We start from the raw sequence: 17,575 nt of genomic DNA, 5'->3' as shown, positions 1-17,575 counted from the left end.
TCAGCGGATTCCTTCTTCGATCGTGCCGATTTGTTCGGGATGGAAGGCGAAGCGGCGGGCCACGGCCGAGATCTTCTCCAGCGCGAAATCCAGCTGATCGCGACTGAGCGTGGCCATCATGCTGACCCGCAGTCGCTGCTGTTCACGTGGGACGGCCGGGAATTCGACGCCGTTGACGAACACACCCTGCGCGTGCAGCGCCGCAACGACCTCGGCGACGGCGAGGTGCTGCGGCACCAGGATCGGGATGATCGCGGTCTGCGGATCGACCGCAAAACCCATTCGACGCAGTTCCCGCACGAAGTAGTCGACATTGTCGTGCAATTGTCGGATCCGCTCCGGATGCGCATCGATGAAATCGATGGCGGCGAGTACCGAGGCGACGACCGCGGGGGCCAGCGATGCCGAGAACATGTACGAACGCGCGAAGAACCGCAGCGTGTCCACCAGATCCTTCGACCCGGCCACGAAACCGCCGGTGGTGGCGAACACCTTCGAGAAGGTGCCCATGTACAGCTCGACCGATCCGGCCCCCATGCCGAAATGTTCGGCGGTGCCGTGCCCGTACGTGCCGAGTACACCGGTGCCGTGCGCGTCGTCGATGGCCAGCCAGGCTCCGAACGAATCGCACAGCGCCCGAATCTCCGGCAGCGGTGCGATATCGCCGTCCATCGAATACACGCCCTCGACGGCGACCACGATATTCGCGCCCGGATTGCGCCAGCGGATCTGCATGAGCCGGTGCCGCAGATGCCGAAGGTCGTTGTGCTCGAAGGCCATCGAGCGGACCCGCCCCAGTTGGATGCCGTCATAGAGGCTGGCATGGCTCTGCTCGTCGTAGAGCAGGATGTCGCCCTTGCGCAGCAGGCCGGTCACCCAGCCCACATTGGCGGCGTAGCCGGAGGAGAACACCAGCGCGGATTCGCAGCCCTTGGTCTCGGCGAGGCGTTCTTCCAGCCGCCGGTGCACCGAGGTGGTGCCGTTGAGCAGTGGCGGTCCGCCATGGCCGACACCGAATTCGCGAACGGCCCGGACCGCGGCCTCGACGATCTCCGGTTCGTTGCCGAGGCCGAGGTAGTTGTTCGACCCCAACATGATCAGGTCGCGGACCGCGGTCCCATCGGGATCGCGGACCTGTACGACCGGACCCGCCGGCCCGGTGATCTCACGGAGGACGAATCCGGTGCCGCGCGCGTTCGCGACATAGGGCCGGAATTCCTCGAAGCGCTGTTCGAAAGTGTGCGCGGCGGGATCGAGGTAGTGCTCGAGGCTGAAGTTCTCGCCGTGCGCGGTCTCGTGCGGTGCGGCTGCGGTGGATGTCATGAGCTGTGTTCCTGAACGATGGTTGCGGTCCCGGCCTTGCCGTCGAGAATCAGCACATCCCCGCTGGCGACCAGCCGGGTGACGCCCGGAACGCCGACGACGGTGGGAATGCCGAGTTCACGGCCGATAATGGCGGTATGGGAAAGCGGGCTGCCCTTCTCGCTGACCAATCCCCCGGCGGCCACCATGAGGAAGACCCAACCGGGATCGGTGCTGGCTGCGACGAGGATCTGACCGTCGACGACCACATCCGGTTCCGGAGTGGTCAACACCAGTGCCGGAGCTTCGACTCGGCCCGGCGCGCAACCGATTCCGTGCAGCACGCTGCCGGAATCGCCGGTGGGAGCCGGATGGTCGAAGGCCGGATCGTTGATGCCGACGGCCGCGATTCCTGCCGTGACGATCCGTGACGGCAGTTGCTCGATGCGCCACCGCTCGTGATCGCTCTTGCGTGTGGCGACCGTGCGCGCCGCATCGGTATCGACAGCGGTCCCTCGGGTGAGGGCCGCGATCTCCTCGTAGGTGAGCCAGAAGATATCGCGCGGATCCTCGAGCAGTCCGGCCGCGTGCATCTGCCTGCCGTATTCCCGGAATACCCGTTTCACCAACCCGAAGGAGCGGCTGCGACCCAGCCGCATATTCTCGCGCTGTTTCACATGCTCGCGCGCCCGGCCGAGTGCGAACCGGAATGCCAACCGTTGCGGGAGCTTTCCACGGAACAGCCTGGCCGCGGTGCGCTCCGCGTCGCGCCGGATCTGCTTCTCGCGCGCCGCCATTTCATCGATGTTCTGACCGCCACGCAGGTAGTTGCGCAGCATAGGAACCAGTCGCTCCGGATGTTCGCCGAGCGGATCGGTTTCCAGCTTCAGCTCGTCGACGGTACGGTCGCCGAACAGGGCGATATGCCGCAGGCATGCACCGCGGAAATCGGCGAATTCCGGCTGTGCCAGGGCTTTCCACACTTCGTGCGGTTCCAGCGGCCCCTCGAACAGCTCACGCAGCGCGGCATCCGCCCGGACCGTTGCGGTCAGTGCGAGCGCCGAACGGACCGGGTCGACACTGTCGACACCTTCTTCGCCGCAGAACAACTCATTGCGCAGTGTGATGGCGGCCGGCTCGGTGAGGCCTTCGCGTTCCAGCAGCAGACCCACGACGTGGAACATCTGCTGGGCCAGAAAGTCATTGAAGATCTGCACCGCGTAGGCGGGTACGAGTTCGTGCAGGCAACGCTCCATCCACTCCAGTAGTGCTTCCGGATCCCGTTCCCGCTCCGGTGTTTCCGGGTCGAGCCGATGGTCGAGATCGGCGGTGAAGGCCTGCAGTTCGGTGAAGAACGCGCGCAGCCGCCGCGGCAGCCGCAGCCAGCCAACGGTGATGATGGCGGCGATACGCAAGCGCAGCAGATACACCTTCGCCCGTGCCGGCCCGCGGGCCGGCGCGGCGGGCCGCTGGTAGCGGTTCTCGATATTGAGGGCCGCCTCCCAGCCTTCGATGGCGAACTCCATGCCGGGTATCTGCAGGAACAGCCGGTACCAGTTGCTGATGTTGTAGTAGATGCGGCCATGCGCGGTACCGACCAAGTAGGGGTACAGGCTCGCGGCATTGCGGTCGACGATGGCGTCGGTTGCGCCGAAATCCTTGTGGCAGGCACGGAACACCTGCTCATAGGCGTTCCGCAGGATCGAGAAGGTCAGCGGGCTGGACAAACCGGGATAGGACTCGGCGACATTCACATTGTCGAAAATGGTTTCGCGGGCGCCGGTCGCGGTGATCGGGCGGGCCTGGAGCAGGTACAGCACGCCTTCGGCGTCATAGGCCCATTCGACATCCTGTGGCACGCCGAAGGCCTCGGCCAATCCCATTGCGGTACCGACGAGTTCGACTACCTGCGTGTCGGTGAGTGCCTGATCGGTCAACGCGGTGATCTGTTCGATGACCGTGCCGGAACCATCGGCCGCCACCACGACCCGGCTCTGCTTCTCAGCCACCGAACGGGAGACGATCGTGCGCACGGCGGTGTCGACGAAATAGGTATCGCACTCCACAGTTCCGGCGACCACACCTTCACCGAGGCCGAAAGCCGCCGAGACGACGGCCTCGCCCGGGTCGCCGGTCTGCGGGTTGCAGCTGAAGGCGACACCGGCGACCGCGCTGTGGATCAGCACCTGCACCAGGACGGCGCAGTCGATCTCGGTATTGTCCAGTCCGCGATGCGCTCGGTAGAACAGCGACCGTTCCGAGTAGGCCGAGGCGAGCACGTCCAGCACCGCCGCCGACACGTCCGCCGGAGCGACATTCAGCAGGGTATCGAGTTGGCCCGCGAAGGAGTCCGTCGCCGAATCCTCACCGCTCACGGAGGAACGCACAGCCAGCCGAGCACCGGATTGTGGTGTGCGATCAAGGATTTCGCGCACGTCCGCGCCCAGCTCGGTGTTGATATCCGCTGGGATCGGCTGAGCAAGGATGATCGTGCGGATCTCCTCCGACACCGCACGCAACGATGCCGGATCGGTGTGATCGAGCGAATCCAGCGCGTCGGCGATGGATCCACGGATCGGTTCGAGGATGCGCGCACACGCGGCGGCACTCAGCACCACGAACGGTGGCACCCGGTAGCCGGCCGCTACGAGCCTGCCGAGATTCGCGGCCTTGGCGCCCACTTGCGGCGCCATCGTCGCATCGGCGGCCAGTGCGGTATCGCTGACGGTTGTTCCGGTCATTGCGCGGCCTCCTGCATGGTCGTGGCCGACGGCACCGCGGACGCACGCCGGGTGAGCCGCACGAGTACCGGATCGGGGGTATTGGAGATCTCCGGGTTCTCCCGCACCCGCATCCCGTTGACGAGTTCGATGTCGTAGCGGGCCAACAGCATTGCGATGCCCACCCGCACCTCCATCAGCGCCATATGCTGGCCGACGCACAGATGTGCGCCCCAGCCGAACGGGAAGTAGCGGTACGGCGGGCGCGCCTTGGTCTGTTCCTTGGTGAACCGGTCCGGATCGAAGGTCAGTGGTGAATCCCAGAATTCGGGGAAGCGGTGGTTCACGAACGGGCTGATCACCACGATCGCGCCCGGTTGCAGATCGAAGCGGTCGAAGCTGTCCGGTTCGACGGCGGTGCGGCTGAATGCCCACGCGGGTGGATGCAGACGCATGGCCTCGTCGATCGCGCGCCCGGTCAGCTCCAGTGCGGGCAGTGCCCGGTCGACACCGTCGGTCAGCGCGAGGGCGATATCGATCTCGTCGCGTACCCGCGTGAGCACCGCCGGGTTGTGGGCCAGCTCGTAGATGGTCCATGCCATCGCGCCGCCGGTGGTTTCGTGTCCGGCGAGCAGGAAGGTGAGCACTTCGTGACGCAGTTGCGCGTCATCCATGGCGTGCCCGGCATCATCGCGCGCCGCGAGCAATCGAGCCAGCAGGGACGACGCTTCGGCATCGGCTTCTCGGTGACGCTGGATGACGCTGTCCACCACGCGATGTAGTCGTTCGCGAGCACCGTGGAAGCGGCGATTGGCCGGGGTCGGCACGTTCGGCGGGACTTGGATGGGTGCGGTCATATGCCGCATCACCCACGAAACACCCTCGCGCACATCATCTGCGATCTGGGGCAGTACACCGTCGATCTCGGAGCCCATGACCGCGCGGCACACCACATCGGCCGCGAAACCCATCACCTCGGGGACCAGGTCGAAGGCCGCGCCCGTCGCGGCGTACGCATCGAGGCGATCGAGCATCCGCCGTCCGCACTCGACCATGAGCGGAATCTCGGTGTCGACGTGACGGCGGGAGAATGCGGGTTTGATCAAGGCGCGCTGACGTTTCCAGAGTTCGCCGCCGCTGGTCAGGAGTCCAGGGCCGAGCAAGTAGTTCAGACTCTGATAGCTGATCCCCTTCTCGTACTTGGCCGCATTGGTGACCAGCACCTGATTGATGTGCTGCGGCTCGACGAGCAGATGCATCTGCTGATGCACCAGCCGCAGCCGGACGCTGCCGCCGTGCGCGACGGCCTGCTCGTAGAACAGCGCGAGCGGGTCGGCGCGGTAATCCGGATACGCACCCAGTGGATGTCGCAGCGCCGGACCGCCGAGCTTACGGCCGCGGAACTTCGGCTGCACACTCATGCCGCGCCTCCGGCACCGACCAGATCGTCCTCGGCCAGGAAAAGCCGCCTGGCCTCGGCTCGCTGCACCTTTCCGCTCGTGGTCTTCGGAATGCTGCGCGGCGGCACCACCCGAACCCCGGCGGGCAGCACACCGGTGCGCTTACTCACCGCGACTCGCACCGCTCGGCGCAACGCATCGTGCTCGGTCGCCTCCGCACCCGATTCGACAATGAGATGCAGTTCCTCCGAGAGCCCTCGGGTATCGGCATGACCGACGGCCGCGACACCACCGAGGCGCACACCCGCGACTTCCTGTGCGGCGAGCTCGAAATCGGTGGGCAGGTAGTTCGCGCCGCGGATGATGATCAGGTCCTTATGCCTGCCGGTGATGCGCAGCCTGCCGTCGCGCAAGTAGCCGATATCACCGGTGTCCCACCAACCGTCCCGAGTGGCGGCCGCGGTCTCTTCGGGCAGCCGGAAGTAACCGATGGTCATCGATGGGCCGCGGAATTGAATGCGGCCGACCACGTCCGAACCGCACACCGCGCCGTCCTCGTCGAGGATGCGTACCTCGGTACCGGGCAGCGGTGCGCCGCAGTCGACGATATGCATCACATCGCGGTCGTCTTCCGGAATGTCCAGGGCCACACCGTTTCCGGTGAGCGCGCGGCGCGACACCGAGTCGTAGGCGACCGGCGCGTGCGGGCGGTTCACGGTGACCGCGAGGGATGCCTCGGCCATGCCATAGCAGGGCACCAATGCATCCTTCGGCAGTCCCCAGGCCGCGAACCGGTCGACGAAACTCTGCACGGTCGGCGGATGGATCGGCTCCGCGCCGCAGAACAGGAACCGCCAGCTCGACAGATCGACGCCGTCGAGTTCGGCGTCGGTAACCCGGGCGGCCGCATATCCGTATGCGAAATTCGGTGCCGCCGTGAATGTTCCGCGATACCGGCTGACCGCACGCAGCCAATCCCCCGGACTGCGCAGGAATCGGCTCGGCGGCATGAGCACCGCATCGATGCCACGGAATACCGGCGTCAGGAATCCGCCGATCAGCCCCATATCGTGGTGTAGCGGCAGCCAGCCGACCCAGGTGTCGCCCGCTCCCATCGCGGCGGCCTGTGCGATCTGTTCGCAGTTGGCAGCCAGATTCGCGTGGGTGATCTGCACACCTTTCGGTGTTCCCGTCGAGCCGGAGGTCGCCTGGATGAACGCCAGATCTCCCGGTTCGGGAAGTCTGGGCGCCAGCGTCGGCGCGTCCGGCGAACAAGCCCAGGCGTGCAGCACATCGCCATCAATGGCGGCGACGGTGTCCGGCAGTGCTCCCCCTGCGAGCACCGACCGCGTCGCGACAACCGCTGCGGGTTCCAGATAGCCGAGCAGCCGAGTGAACTTGTCGCGGAAGATATCCGCCGACCCGAACCCGCCCGGCGTCGCCACCGCGGTCGGCACCGCGCCGAGCACCAGCGCACCGAAGAACGCCGTGACGAACTCCGGCGAGGTGGGCAGGCACAGCATCACCCGATCTCCCGGCTCGACCCCCTCGGCGGACAGTGCGGCCGCGGTGCGTCCCGCGGCGGCCGCGAGATCTTCGTGTCGCCAGGCGATTTCACCGTCGGCGTCGCCGCGCTCCGGAACGAAAATCGTGGACGGTGCCGATGCACCAAGCTCGGCGTTGGCCATCAGCGCGTGCACGATCGTCGGATGCTGGGGAACCAATTCCGTCACTGCTCACCCCGCACGTATCGCACGATCTCGCCGACCGTATTCAACTGTGCCGCAGCATCTTCCGGTATGACGATGCCGAATGCCTGCTCCAGCTGAATGGTCAGCTCGATCGCGGTCGGCGAATCCAGTCCGTAGTCGATCAATTGCGCGGACGCGTCGATCTCGTCCGCCGAAACCCACAGCACCTCACCGACAATGGCGCGCACCCGCGCCTCGATCTCGGTGGCCGGGGTATCTGCCTGTGTACTCACCCGAGTAACTTCCCTTCCGTCACGCAGGCGCGGACCGACTCCTCGAGATCGACGCCGTCGCCGGTGTCGATGCGGTGGAATCCCACTTCGGGGAAGGCCACCGCGAGGGTGTCGCGCACCTGTAGATATCCGTCACGCAGGGCTCCGAGCCGCTCTGCTGTTTCATGGGCCTCCTTCGGCCCGTTCCCCGAACGTTCCGCACACCGTGCCGCTGCCTGTTCCGGCGGTGCGTCCAGCCAGAGCACCGCGTCGGGCAGTGTGGTACGAAAGCGGTCGGCGAAGCCGGGGACGGATTCGGTCACGTCCCGGCGCACCAGATCCGCGATCTCCGACAGCAGCTCCCAGATATCCGGGGAACTGCCCAGACGCGTGGATTCCGACCGCTGCCAGGCGAGGATGTCCTCGAACGTGCCCGGCCGGTGGCGCTCCAGCGCGGCCGTGATCTCCTCGGCGCGATCGTGACCGTTCCATTCGGGGCGGGCCAGCGCGACATACAGCGGCCCGTAGACCAGCAATTCGATCAGCGGATGCCGTTCGAATACCAGCACATCCGGTGACCAGGTGGTCAGGAAGTGCCGCTCCACCGGACCGAACAGCGTCATCTGCAGATACATCGCGGTGGCCTTCATTTCCAGGCTGCCGATTTCATCGCATCCGACGCTGAAGGCCTTGAGCTGCTCGGATAGGTCCGTCAGCGGCACATTCCGGGTGTTGTGGAAGTCCGGACAGGTCATCGAGGCGAAAGCGCCTGCGCCCGGAGCCAATTCGCGCAACCGTGCCATGACCGAGGACTTGCCGGCACCGTCGATGCCGACAATCGCGACGCGACGGGTCACCGGTCGTCCTCCCGCAACTGGGCGAGCACAGCCTTCGTGATGTCGGCGGGTGTGTCTGTGCCGTCCAGGCGGATCCAGCCGAACTCCTCCGACAACGCTTCCAGCGCATCGTGACTGCGCCGCTGGAAGGCCAGGAAGGTCTCCTCGTCGCCGTAGCCGCTCTCGTAGTCGCTGCGCAACTGCTTGCGCCCCAACGCATCCTGCGGACTCACCGCGAGGTAGAAGGTGCGGTCCGGTTCCGGGAATCCCGACGCCAGCTTGCGCAGCACCGCCGGATCGCCGCCGTGTGCGACCTCGGTGGCGAAGTACTTGTACCAGTAGGCATTTGCCAGCAGGATGTCCGGGCCGCGTTCGGCGGCGAGGTCGAAGGACAGCTGCATGGCATGGAACAGGAAATGCGCGCGACTCAGCGGGGACAGCAGTTTCAGGTAGCCGTAGATCTCGGCCGGACTGCGCCACGGCAGCTTCGAGGAGACCTTCGGATCCAGGAATGCGTCCCAAATGGTCACGGCGGCAACGCTTTGGCCCTGCGCCTCGAATTCCGCGGCGATGCGGGCCACCTGGGTGGTCTTACCCGATCCGTCGGCACCGGCGATGCAGATCAGGCGTTTGCGTGCGGTCAGTGGTTCATCCGTTCTGGCGGCCGCCGGGCGTGGGTGCTCCGGAGGCTGGGGTTTTTGCTTGGGCTCAGTTGGCCGTAACGGCACCGCAGGCGCGGTGGGCTCTTCCGATTCCGGGATCGGCGGCTCGTCGGAGACCGGCCGCGGGCGCCTCGGCTCCGCGACGGCGCCGACATCGAGTCGTTGCGCGTGGTCGTCTTGACCGGACGGCGGCGCAATCAGCTCGGACGCAGTCTCCAGCACGCTGATGACTCCCGCCCCGCCGTCGACCCGAATCCGCTGACCGGAGCGCACCGCCGTCGTCGCACCCGCGACATTCAGCACCGCCGGTATTCCGTACTCGCGCCCGATAACCGCCGCATGCGAGAGCATCCCGCCCACCTCGGTCACCACCGCCGCAACCAGCCCGAGGGCAGGCGTCCACCCCGGATCGGTGAACCGGGTGACGAGGATGTCGCCCTCGCGCAGCTGGTCGATATCGGCCAGCGAAGTGATCACCCGCGCGGCGCCCTCCGCGATGCCCGGACTGCAACCCAGCCCGGTCAGATCGCCGTCGCCGATCTCGCGGACCGCGCCCACCGTGACACCACCACCCAGCTCATGCGGTGGCACCAGATCCCGATAGCCTGCGTAAACCGCACGGCGATAAGCGATCTGCGGTGCGAGCGTCGAGATATCCGCCCGCCCGGCCGCGAGATCACACAGCTCGTGGATCGACAGCTGGAACACATCATCGGCCTGCTCGAGCGTGCCGGCCGCAGCTAAGCGCACCCCGGCCTCCACGACATACGCGCGCACAATGGCATAGCACTGCGAGGAAAACTCCCGCATGCGTTCGCGCGCGACGAGATACCGGCGCATCCGCTCGATCTGCTTATCCAATGCCTTGGCGTGTTTCACCCGCGCCAGCGGCTTGGCCCGCACCCGGGCGCGCACCGCGGCGAGCTCGTTCTCGTAGCGTTTACGCTGATCCACCAGCGTCACATCGGGATCCGCGGGCGGGGTGCCGTGTTCGAGCATGACCGCGATCATCGAGCGCACCCGCTCGGGCGCCTCCGACCAGCGCGGGCTGGTGAGATCCAGTTCCGCGTCGGCGTGGAAGCCCTGCTCGTCGAGGAAGGCATCGAGCGCCTTCGTCCATTCGGGACTGTCCAGGCCGTGATCGCCTGCCACCCTGTGCAATTCGACGATGCCGCGCTGCATCTGCATATGGCTGATATCGGCGAGCCCGCCCATCAAGTCGATGGCCGAGGTGGTCCCGTCGGTCGCCGCATCCACCTTATCGAGCAGTTGCTTGAAGTCGGTCTGGACGCTGGAGTTGTTGTAGATGGTGGTGAAGTAGGTGCGCTCGGTGGCGGCGTGGAAGGTGAGCAGGCAGTCCGCCAGATCCGCGACGAAGGTGGCCTCGTCGGTGTGCGGCAGTTCGCGTACTCGCTCTCGCCACACCGCGTATTTCGGCGGCCATTCCGCCGCGAACGCATCGACCGCCGCCAGTTGATCCCGGTAGCTCTTCTGCACGGCCAGCGCCGCGGGCAGCGCCCTGGCAATGGTCTTCGCATTCGTCGGAGTGCGGTGCGGACCGTCGGGCCCGTAGTCGTTGAGCACACCGAGGTCGTCGTCGAAATGCTGCTCGTCGAAGCCGGGAATGCGGAAGAAGCACTTCTTCACCGCGCTGACATTCCAGTAGGCGCGGCCGTAGTACATGGCCATCCAGTCCGGTTCCGCGCCTGGTTCGGCGAGCTTCAACCGTTCGAAGAACTGCTGCATCGAGTACTGGAAGGCGTTGTCGTACAACGAGAACATCATCGGCGTGCAGACCCGTGCCGAGACGCCGCCGTCGCGCAGATCCGCGTCGGAGAACTGGTCGATATCGGTGCGCCAGCTGATCGCGGTAATGGCCCGCGCCTGTAGCAGCCACAGCTTTCCGTCGCCGTCGATGGCCCATTCGATGTCCTGCGGGCGGTGCCGGTGCGCCTGCACCGCGAGCATGAGGGCGGCGAGTTCGGCTGTGGCGGTGCGATTCAGCTCGACATCCTCATCGCCCGCATCCCGCTCGACCACCGTGCCGTCGAACAGTCGCAGCGTGTATCTGGTCGGTGTGACATGTCCGGAGACGAGTCGTTCGCCCAGTCCCCGGCAGGCTTCGACGACCGCGTGGTCCTCGATGCCGGTGAGCGCGTCGATGCTGAAACCGACACCGGCACAACGCGCGTCGACCATGCGCTGCACCAGAACGGCGACCGACGCGCCGGCCTCGTGATAGCCGCGCCGGGCCAGGTAGGTGCGAACTCGCTCGTTGTGCACCGATTCTCGGCACTGCTCGATATGAACGCGCAAGGCCGCGACATCGGTGATATCGAGGTACGACTCGTACTGACCGGCAAAGCTCGCGTCGTCGAGGTCTTCGAGTACGCCGCTCGAACGCGCGGCGACCGGGAAGCCGCCCAGCGCTCGTACCCAGCCGGTCAGATCATCATCGGATACCTCGGCCAGGTCGAGATCGGCCGTGACGACGAATCCGGGCGGCACCTCGAATCCGGCCACGATCAATTCGTGCAGGGTGCCCGCCTTGCCGCCGGCGCGGTCCGGTGCGAAATCGGCCGCACCGAGGAACATCGGGACGGGGGTGGCTGCGGTGGGAGTTTCGGACACGGTTGGAGCTCCTGTCGGAAGCAGAACCGGGCGCACATCGTGACGGGCGGCCAGGTCGCGGGCGGCGCGTACGCCTGCCGCGGTCAGGCCGCCGTAGGACGGACTCGCGGTGCGCGGTTCGAAACCGAGTAGAACGGTTTCGGCCATACACGCGTAGACGACCCCGGCGGGCAGCCCGGTTTCGGGAAACGGGGGTGTCTGGCCGAGCGGCAGCGCCATGCGCCCGCCGGAGACCAGGGTGATATTCGGTTGCTGGGGCACCGCAAGATCCACATCGCCGGGGACCGCGAGATCGACCACGAGCACCGGATGGTCGTCGGCCAGTACATCGGCGGTGACCACTGGCACGGCCGAATTCGTGGCGGTGAGGACGATGCGACAGGTACGCAGCGCGGTCAGGTCCTCACTGACCGTCACCGCGCCGGGCAGGCCCGCGGCCACCCGCTCGAGCCGGGACGCCGATCCGGCGCGTCCGACGAGGGTCACCGAATCCGCGAGCGGCGCAAGCAGTTCCGCCATCACCGCGCCGATGTTGCCGAGCGCGCCGAGGATGCCGATCCGGCGCATGCCCGGTTCGAGGCGGGCGAGTTCGGCACGAGCCACCTCGTAGGCGCAGGCCGCGGTGAGCGAATTGCCCGAGGTCACCTTGACGGTGTCCTCCACGACATCGCGCGAGGCGTCGGTGACGATGGACGTGTACCCGCCGAGTCCGATTATGCTGGCGCCCAGGGCAATTGCCTGATCGACCGCCTCCAGCACAAGATCACGCAACCAGGCGCGATGTCCGGCCCGCTGGCATTCGATGATCTGCTCGGCCGAAATCGGCACCGCGATCAGGCATACCTCGACCACGGCGCCGGTCGGCGACGTGACGAGCTGTCTGGTCAGTTCGAAGGGTTCGGCCACCCCGCGCAGCCGTTCGACCAGTGCGGCGAATCGGCCGTCGGACCATTCGGCCAATTCCGGTGCGAATCTGCGCAGATCCGCGGCATCGGGCAGATTGGCCAGGAACACCACCCTGGTCGGGGCGTTCCAATCGCGGGCGACGTCGTGGGTGCGCCGCCGCGATGGTGATCGGCGTTCCGGCACCGGCCAATTCGTGGTGACCGGTGCGGCCAAGTGTGCGAGCAGCCGGACGTAGTCGCCGCGGTGCAGCAGTGCGGCGAGATCGTCGAGCGCTGCCGTCAGTCGATCGAGCTCCGTGTCGGCGAGGAAGGCAGAGGGTTGGATGCGCAGTGTCGTCGGTGCGGAAAGCGTTGGCAGCATACGTATCCGGTGGACATGCAGCAGATACCCCGCCACCACGTATCCGAACAGCTCCGGATCGCAGATCTCGCGCAGCAACGCGGATGTCGGTTCCAGTGGTGACAGTTCGATGCCCTGCAGCAACCCGCGCCCGCGCACGGCGACGATCTCCTTGGGCCAGCTCAGTGCCACCGCGTCGAGCCGGGAGCGCAGCCGCGCGCCGGTATCGCAGATGCGGATCTGGTTGTCCCGCAGCAGGTCCAGTGCGGCGTCGGCAACCGCGCAGGACAGATCGTCATCGGCGAAGGTCGATGTGTGGTACCGGCCGAAGTCGGCGATCGAGCGTTGCCGGTCGACCAGCAGTGCCGAGATCTTCACCAGCCCGCCGCCCAGCGATTTCGAGAGCAGGTAGTAGTCCGCGCTCACCTGCGACGGCGATGCGGCGAGGAAGGTTCCGGTGCGCCCCATGCCCGACTGGATCTCGTCGAATACCAGGGCCGCCGTGTGCCGATCGGCCAACTCCCGCAACGCCCGCAGGGTCGCGGCCGGAACCTCGCGGATGCCGCCCTCACCCTGGATCGGCTCGGCGAATACCGCGGCGATCGGCGAAATCCTGGTCCATGACCGCACCGGCCGACCCGTGCCGTCGAAGGTGATCCGGCATACCGGCCGCAGTTCATCGGCGAACGCATTCGCCACCGCGTCCGGTTCCCATGTGTCGAGCCTGCGCCGCTCCGGACCGGGCACCACCAGGTCCGCGGGCGTATCGGCGTGCTCGGTCAGGGCGAACGCACCGGCGGTCTTGCCGTGGAAGGCACCGGTCAGCGAGACGAAAACCGGTCCGCGCCGCCGCAATTCGTCGACCTCGCGCAGCGAGTCGGTGAGAATCTCCGCGACCGATTGGCCATCGTCGTCGGATCCGTTGTCGCCAACGGTAATCGGACGAACATCGTGCAGACCGTCGCGCCGAACCCGGCGCAGGGTGCGCCGCAGTTCGGTCTCGAGATCGCCGAGGTCGCGGGCGTGCGCCACCGCCGCATGCCGGATCGCCGCCTCCACCGCATCGGCACCGGTGGACCCGAACGTCACCACGTATTCGCGACCGCTCCCCGCGGCCACCGCCTCCGAAAGCCTTCGGGCAAGCCGCGCGGCCCCGGGCCGGACACTGCCCTGGGAGACGAACGGCGTCTGCTGATTCAGCCGGGCCGTCGCCACCCGCACCAGCGCCGGATGGTTGTGCCCGAACAGCGCCGCACCGAAACCGCCGACAAGATCCAATACCCGAGTGCCATCCGGCCGGATCAGATGGTCACTTTCGGCACTCACATACACGACATCCAGGTGGCACGCACGTAGCAGCCGAGCCAGTCCGGGGCGGTTGTGCCGGGCGAAATCATCGAATAATTCGTCTTCGGAAACAATGGCGGAAGAATTTATTTGTTCCGAAAACAGAACATTTGCCGGCACGATCTATGCTCCGATACCAGAGTGCCGGTCGGCCGCAGACTTGGCGACCACACAGTCGATTACGTCGCGCGCGGTGTGCAGTGTCGCAGCCTCCGAATCCGAGATCTCGATACCGAAGGTGCGCTCGAGTTCGATGACGAGTTCTGCCGACCTGACCGAGTCCAGGCCATAATCCAGCAACGGCGTATTCACATCGATCGACGGGACCTGCAATCCTCGTGAAAAGAGTTCGCGCACCCGTGTGCCGACATCATTCAACCCGGTCATCGCACGTCCTCCCACGCGCTCGAACCTGCCGCGCCCGCAGTGCGCGCGACGCGGGTACAGAACATCGACCCTGTCGCGTAAACAATGAATCTTTGCTGTTCAGAGCCGAATCCAGCGTCAGCCGGGACTGCGATCACTTGCCCTCCGATATGGCAATCAAGACTGTCACGTCCAATATCTCGTCCATGCGCACGACTGTTGGCAATCACAGTGGTGCATGCACACATCTGTACACCGCTGATTTACGACTGGCAATGTGAATAGCACTGACTCAGAGCCGGTCCGAGCTTTCAGCAACTAATTCGCTAATGTAGCTGATCGGCATGTTCGAAACTCGGCTACACCCACCGAAAAGAGGGCCTGACGAGGCGGCGTCTGAGACAATTCATTCCGCGATTCGCGGTCGCAGGCAATTCGCCAATTCGACCATCGGTCGCGGCGCGGGATCATTTATCAATAAATGCGCTGTTCATACCCGGTTCACTGAGCAGACAGCAGAGTTTCCGAACCGACCTATCGGTACTTTTGTTTTGCACTGACCGGTAACACATTCCGAGTCGAATGCAAAGTCGCGTAACGGCGTTTTTACGTCATGCGGCCGGACACGCGCAGTGTCCGAACTCTCGGCTAACTTCTGGTCCCAGCGGCGGATGTGACGGCTCTCATTACCCGCCGGTAGCCCCTCTGAAGCACTGTGACCGGTCACAAGCGCCCGACCACCCGGATAGCGCACTCTCACAGAACCAAGCGAACCGGTCCACACGTCACCTCGCGCGGTTACTGTAAATGCTCCACACAGCTACACCCGTGGCCAAAAAGGAGTCGCCAATGTCCGTCGACCACTCGACCAGGCCGACCCTGACCCTTTCCGGCAAGCCGATGTCGTCCCCGCTCAAGGACGTCCGCGCGCTGTCCCGGCAGATGGTCGGCCACTTCGTGGACAACGTCATCCCGTGCGCGACGATGCCGGGGGAAGCCATCACCGGCGACTTCACCGCCAGCACCCGCGTCTGCCTCGAGATCGCGGTCAGCATGCTCGACGGCAAGGACATCCCGGAGAAGGTGCAGCGGCTCGAGGACCACGCCGCGGGCTGGGCCCGCGAGGGCGTGCCGATCGACACCATCCTGCATTCCATCCACGAGGGCTTCCAGATGGGCCTCGAACTGGTGGTTTCCAGTGCGACGATCAAGGACTACGACAATCTCGTCGACGGCGCCAAGATGGTCGTCGAACTGCTCGACAAGCTCACCTCGGCGATCTCGGTGGCCTACATCCGCGAGCTGCGCGCCGTCGTAAGCGAGCACCACACCGCCGTGCATACCCTCACTTCCGCGCTGCTCGGCGGGCACAGCACCTCGACCATGGCCCGCGAATGCGGCATCGCCATCGCGGAGTCGTACGACGTTCTCGCCGTTGCCATTCCACCCCATCGCGACGAGCACAACCCGATGCTCGACGCCCAAGTGGTAGCCCGGCGCAAGTTGCGTCGGCTGCAGGCCGAACTCGCCACGCAATGCGGTGCGAGCGCGCTGTCGCTGTTGAGTGTGGACGGCGGCACCGTGCTGATCCCCTCGGCCCAATTCGACAACGACGAGTTCGACGCCGTAGTGGCCAGGCTCTCGCACGCCGCGCAGGTCGGCATTACGGCGACCATGGTGGTGGCCACGCCGGAACAGATTCCGAACGCCGCCGACCAGGCGCACGAACTCCTCGACATGGTGCAGCGGCTGCAGGCGGTGGCCGGGCTGTACCGCTTCGACGAACTCGCCCTCGAATACCAGCTCACCCGGCCGGGCCCGGGCCGCGAATACCTCGGTTCGCTGCTGGATTCGCTGGACGAGCACCCCGAACTGCTGGAGACCCTGCAGCGCCACATCGGCAATAACCTCAACCGCCAGCGCACCGCCCGGGTGCTGCACGTGCACACCAATACCGTCGACTACCGACTCAAGCGCATCGGACAACTCACCGGCTTCGATCCGTCACAGCCGTCGGGGCTCTGGTATCTGCGCTCCGCCTTGGTCGCGCGCACGTACCGCACCTGACACCGACGCAATCAGGAGGGAAGGCCGAGCCCCTCGGCCAGCACAGGCCACGAAGTCTTCAGCGCCTCTTGCCAATAGCCCCACGAGTGCGTCCCGGTGGGCTGGAAGTCGTAGGTGGCGGGGATGCCCAGCTGATCCAGTTCGGTGCGCAGGTTCTGGGTGCACCAGTTCACCGCGGATTCGATGACACCGCCGATCACCAGCTGGTTGAAGAACCCGCGCGGCCCGGGCTGCATATGACTGCCATTGTAGCGGTCATACATGCCAGGAACACCCGTCCCCGTCGAGATGAACAGGTGGATGCCGCGCAACTGCTCGGCATGCAGGTACGGGTCGTTGGCCGCCCACATCGGATCATTCGGCGGTCCATACATATTCACCGTATCGCCCCCGCCCCATCCCTCCACCGCAAGCTTCACGAACTGCTGCCCGATCGGATCGCTGATCTGGGCGCAACCGCTGTAGGCCGCAACCGCCTGGTACAGACCGGGTTTCGCGATCGGCAACTGCAAAACCGATGTGCCCGAGGTGGACAGCCCCGCGATGGCGTTGACGCCGGTGGTACCGAGTTCGGCATCGATCAGCGGCGGCAACTCCTCGGTGAGGAACGTCTTCCATTTGTACAGACCGAGTTTCGGATCCGGCGCACGCCAGTCGGTGTAGTAGCTCCACTTGCCACCCACCGGCTGAACCACATTCACGTCTTTATCGGCAAGGAACCTCAACACATCGGTGTTCTTCTGCCAAGTCGCACTGTCCTGCCCACCCCCACCACCATTGAGCAGATACAACGTGGGCCGTGGCGTCGCCCGATCAGCCGGACGCAGCACCTTCACCATGACGTCCTGCTGCATAGCAGCGGAATACACCCGCAACTGCACCGTGCGATCATCCTCGGCCCACGATCCGGTGATCGACGACGGCGCATCAGCATTCGCGGCCGAAGGCACCGCAACCACACCGACGTTGAACATCGCCGCCAGCGCCACCAGCGCGTGCTGCCAAGGGTAGCAACGTATTTCACCCCTCGATCGGC

The 17,575-nt window shown here is 65.7% G+C and carries 10 protein-coding genes; 1 reads left to right on the top strand and 9 read right to left on the bottom strand.

What is annotated here, in order from left to right:
• The 8 genes from ON44_RS43275 to ON44_RS43240 are packed head-to-tail and all read right to left on the bottom strand — an operon-like array spanning position 1 to position 14,493.
• Positions 1-1,323 carry an aminotransferase class I/II-fold pyridoxal phosphate-dependent enzyme gene (locus ON44_RS43275; protein ID WP_051183324.1) on the bottom strand — a complete coding sequence of 441 codons (1,323 nt, stop codon included), beginning with the start codon at positions 1,321-1,323 and terminating at the stop codon, positions 1-3.
• Entirely contained in the window at positions 1,320-4,043 is a 2,724-nt protein-coding gene (locus tag ON44_RS43270; protein ID WP_040700971.1) for a PEP/pyruvate-binding domain-containing protein, read from the bottom strand. Before ON44_RS43270 ends, ON44_RS43275 begins: the two co-directional genes overlap by 4 nt.
• Positions 4,040-5,443 (bottom strand): cytochrome P450, encoded by a 1,404-nt coding sequence (locus ON44_RS43265; protein WP_040700969.1) that lies wholly within the window; start codon positions 5,441-5,443, stop codon positions 4,040-4,042. The genes ON44_RS43270 and ON44_RS43265 overlap by 4 nt, the downstream gene beginning before the upstream one ends.
• Positions 5,440-7,155 carry a fatty acyl-AMP ligase gene (locus ON44_RS43260; protein ID WP_051183323.1) on the bottom strand — a complete coding sequence of 572 codons (1,716 nt, stop codon included), beginning with the start codon at positions 7,153-7,155 and terminating at the stop codon, positions 5,440-5,442. Before ON44_RS43260 ends, ON44_RS43265 begins: the two co-directional genes overlap by 4 nt.
• A complete protein-coding gene (locus ON44_RS49275) occupies positions 7,152-7,406 on the bottom strand; it encodes an acyl carrier protein (RefSeq protein WP_051183322.1) in 255 nt (84 codons plus the stop codon). Before ON44_RS49275 ends, ON44_RS43260 begins: the two co-directional genes overlap by 4 nt.
• On the bottom strand, positions 7,403-8,242 hold the full coding sequence (locus ON44_RS51165) for a nucleoside/nucleotide kinase family protein (RefSeq protein WP_040700968.1): 840 nt from the start codon (positions 8,240-8,242) through the stop codon (positions 7,403-7,405). The genes ON44_RS49275 and ON44_RS51165 overlap by 4 nt, the downstream gene beginning before the upstream one ends.
• On the bottom strand, positions 8,239-14,226 hold the full coding sequence (locus ON44_RS43245; protein WP_040700966.1) for an aminotransferase class III-fold pyridoxal phosphate-dependent enzyme: 5,988 nt from the start codon (positions 14,224-14,226) through the stop codon (positions 8,239-8,241). The genes ON44_RS51165 and ON44_RS43245 overlap by 4 nt, the downstream gene beginning before the upstream one ends.
• A gap of 3 nt (positions 14,227-14,229) precedes the next feature.
• Positions 14,230-14,493, bottom strand: a complete 264-nt coding sequence (locus tag ON44_RS43240; protein ID WP_040700965.1) for an acyl carrier protein — start codon at positions 14,491-14,493, stop codon at positions 14,230-14,232.
• Positions 14,494-15,321: 828 nt separating this feature from the next.
• Here ON44_RS43240 and ON44_RS43235 point away from each other — a divergent pair.
• Entirely contained in the window at positions 15,322-16,539 is a 1,218-nt protein-coding gene (locus ON44_RS43235) for a PucR family transcriptional regulator (protein WP_040700963.1), read from the top strand.
• An 11-nt stretch (positions 16,540-16,550) separates the two neighbouring features.
• Here ON44_RS43235 and ON44_RS43230 read toward each other — a convergent pair whose 3' ends face one another.
• Positions 16,551-17,513, bottom strand: coding sequence for an alpha/beta hydrolase (locus tag ON44_RS43230; RefSeq protein WP_051183333.1), 963 nt, complete (start codon positions 17,511-17,513; stop codon positions 16,551-16,553).
• Positions 17,514-17,575 lie beyond the last annotated feature (62 nt).

The organism is Nocardia vinacea NBRC 16497 (assembly GCF_000308835.1).
GTDB lineage: Bacteria > Actinomycetota > Actinomycetes > Mycobacteriales > Mycobacteriaceae > Nocardia > Nocardia vinacea.
Note: the sequence above shows the minus strand (reverse complement) of the source record. Positions and strands in the feature narration are given on the sequence as shown.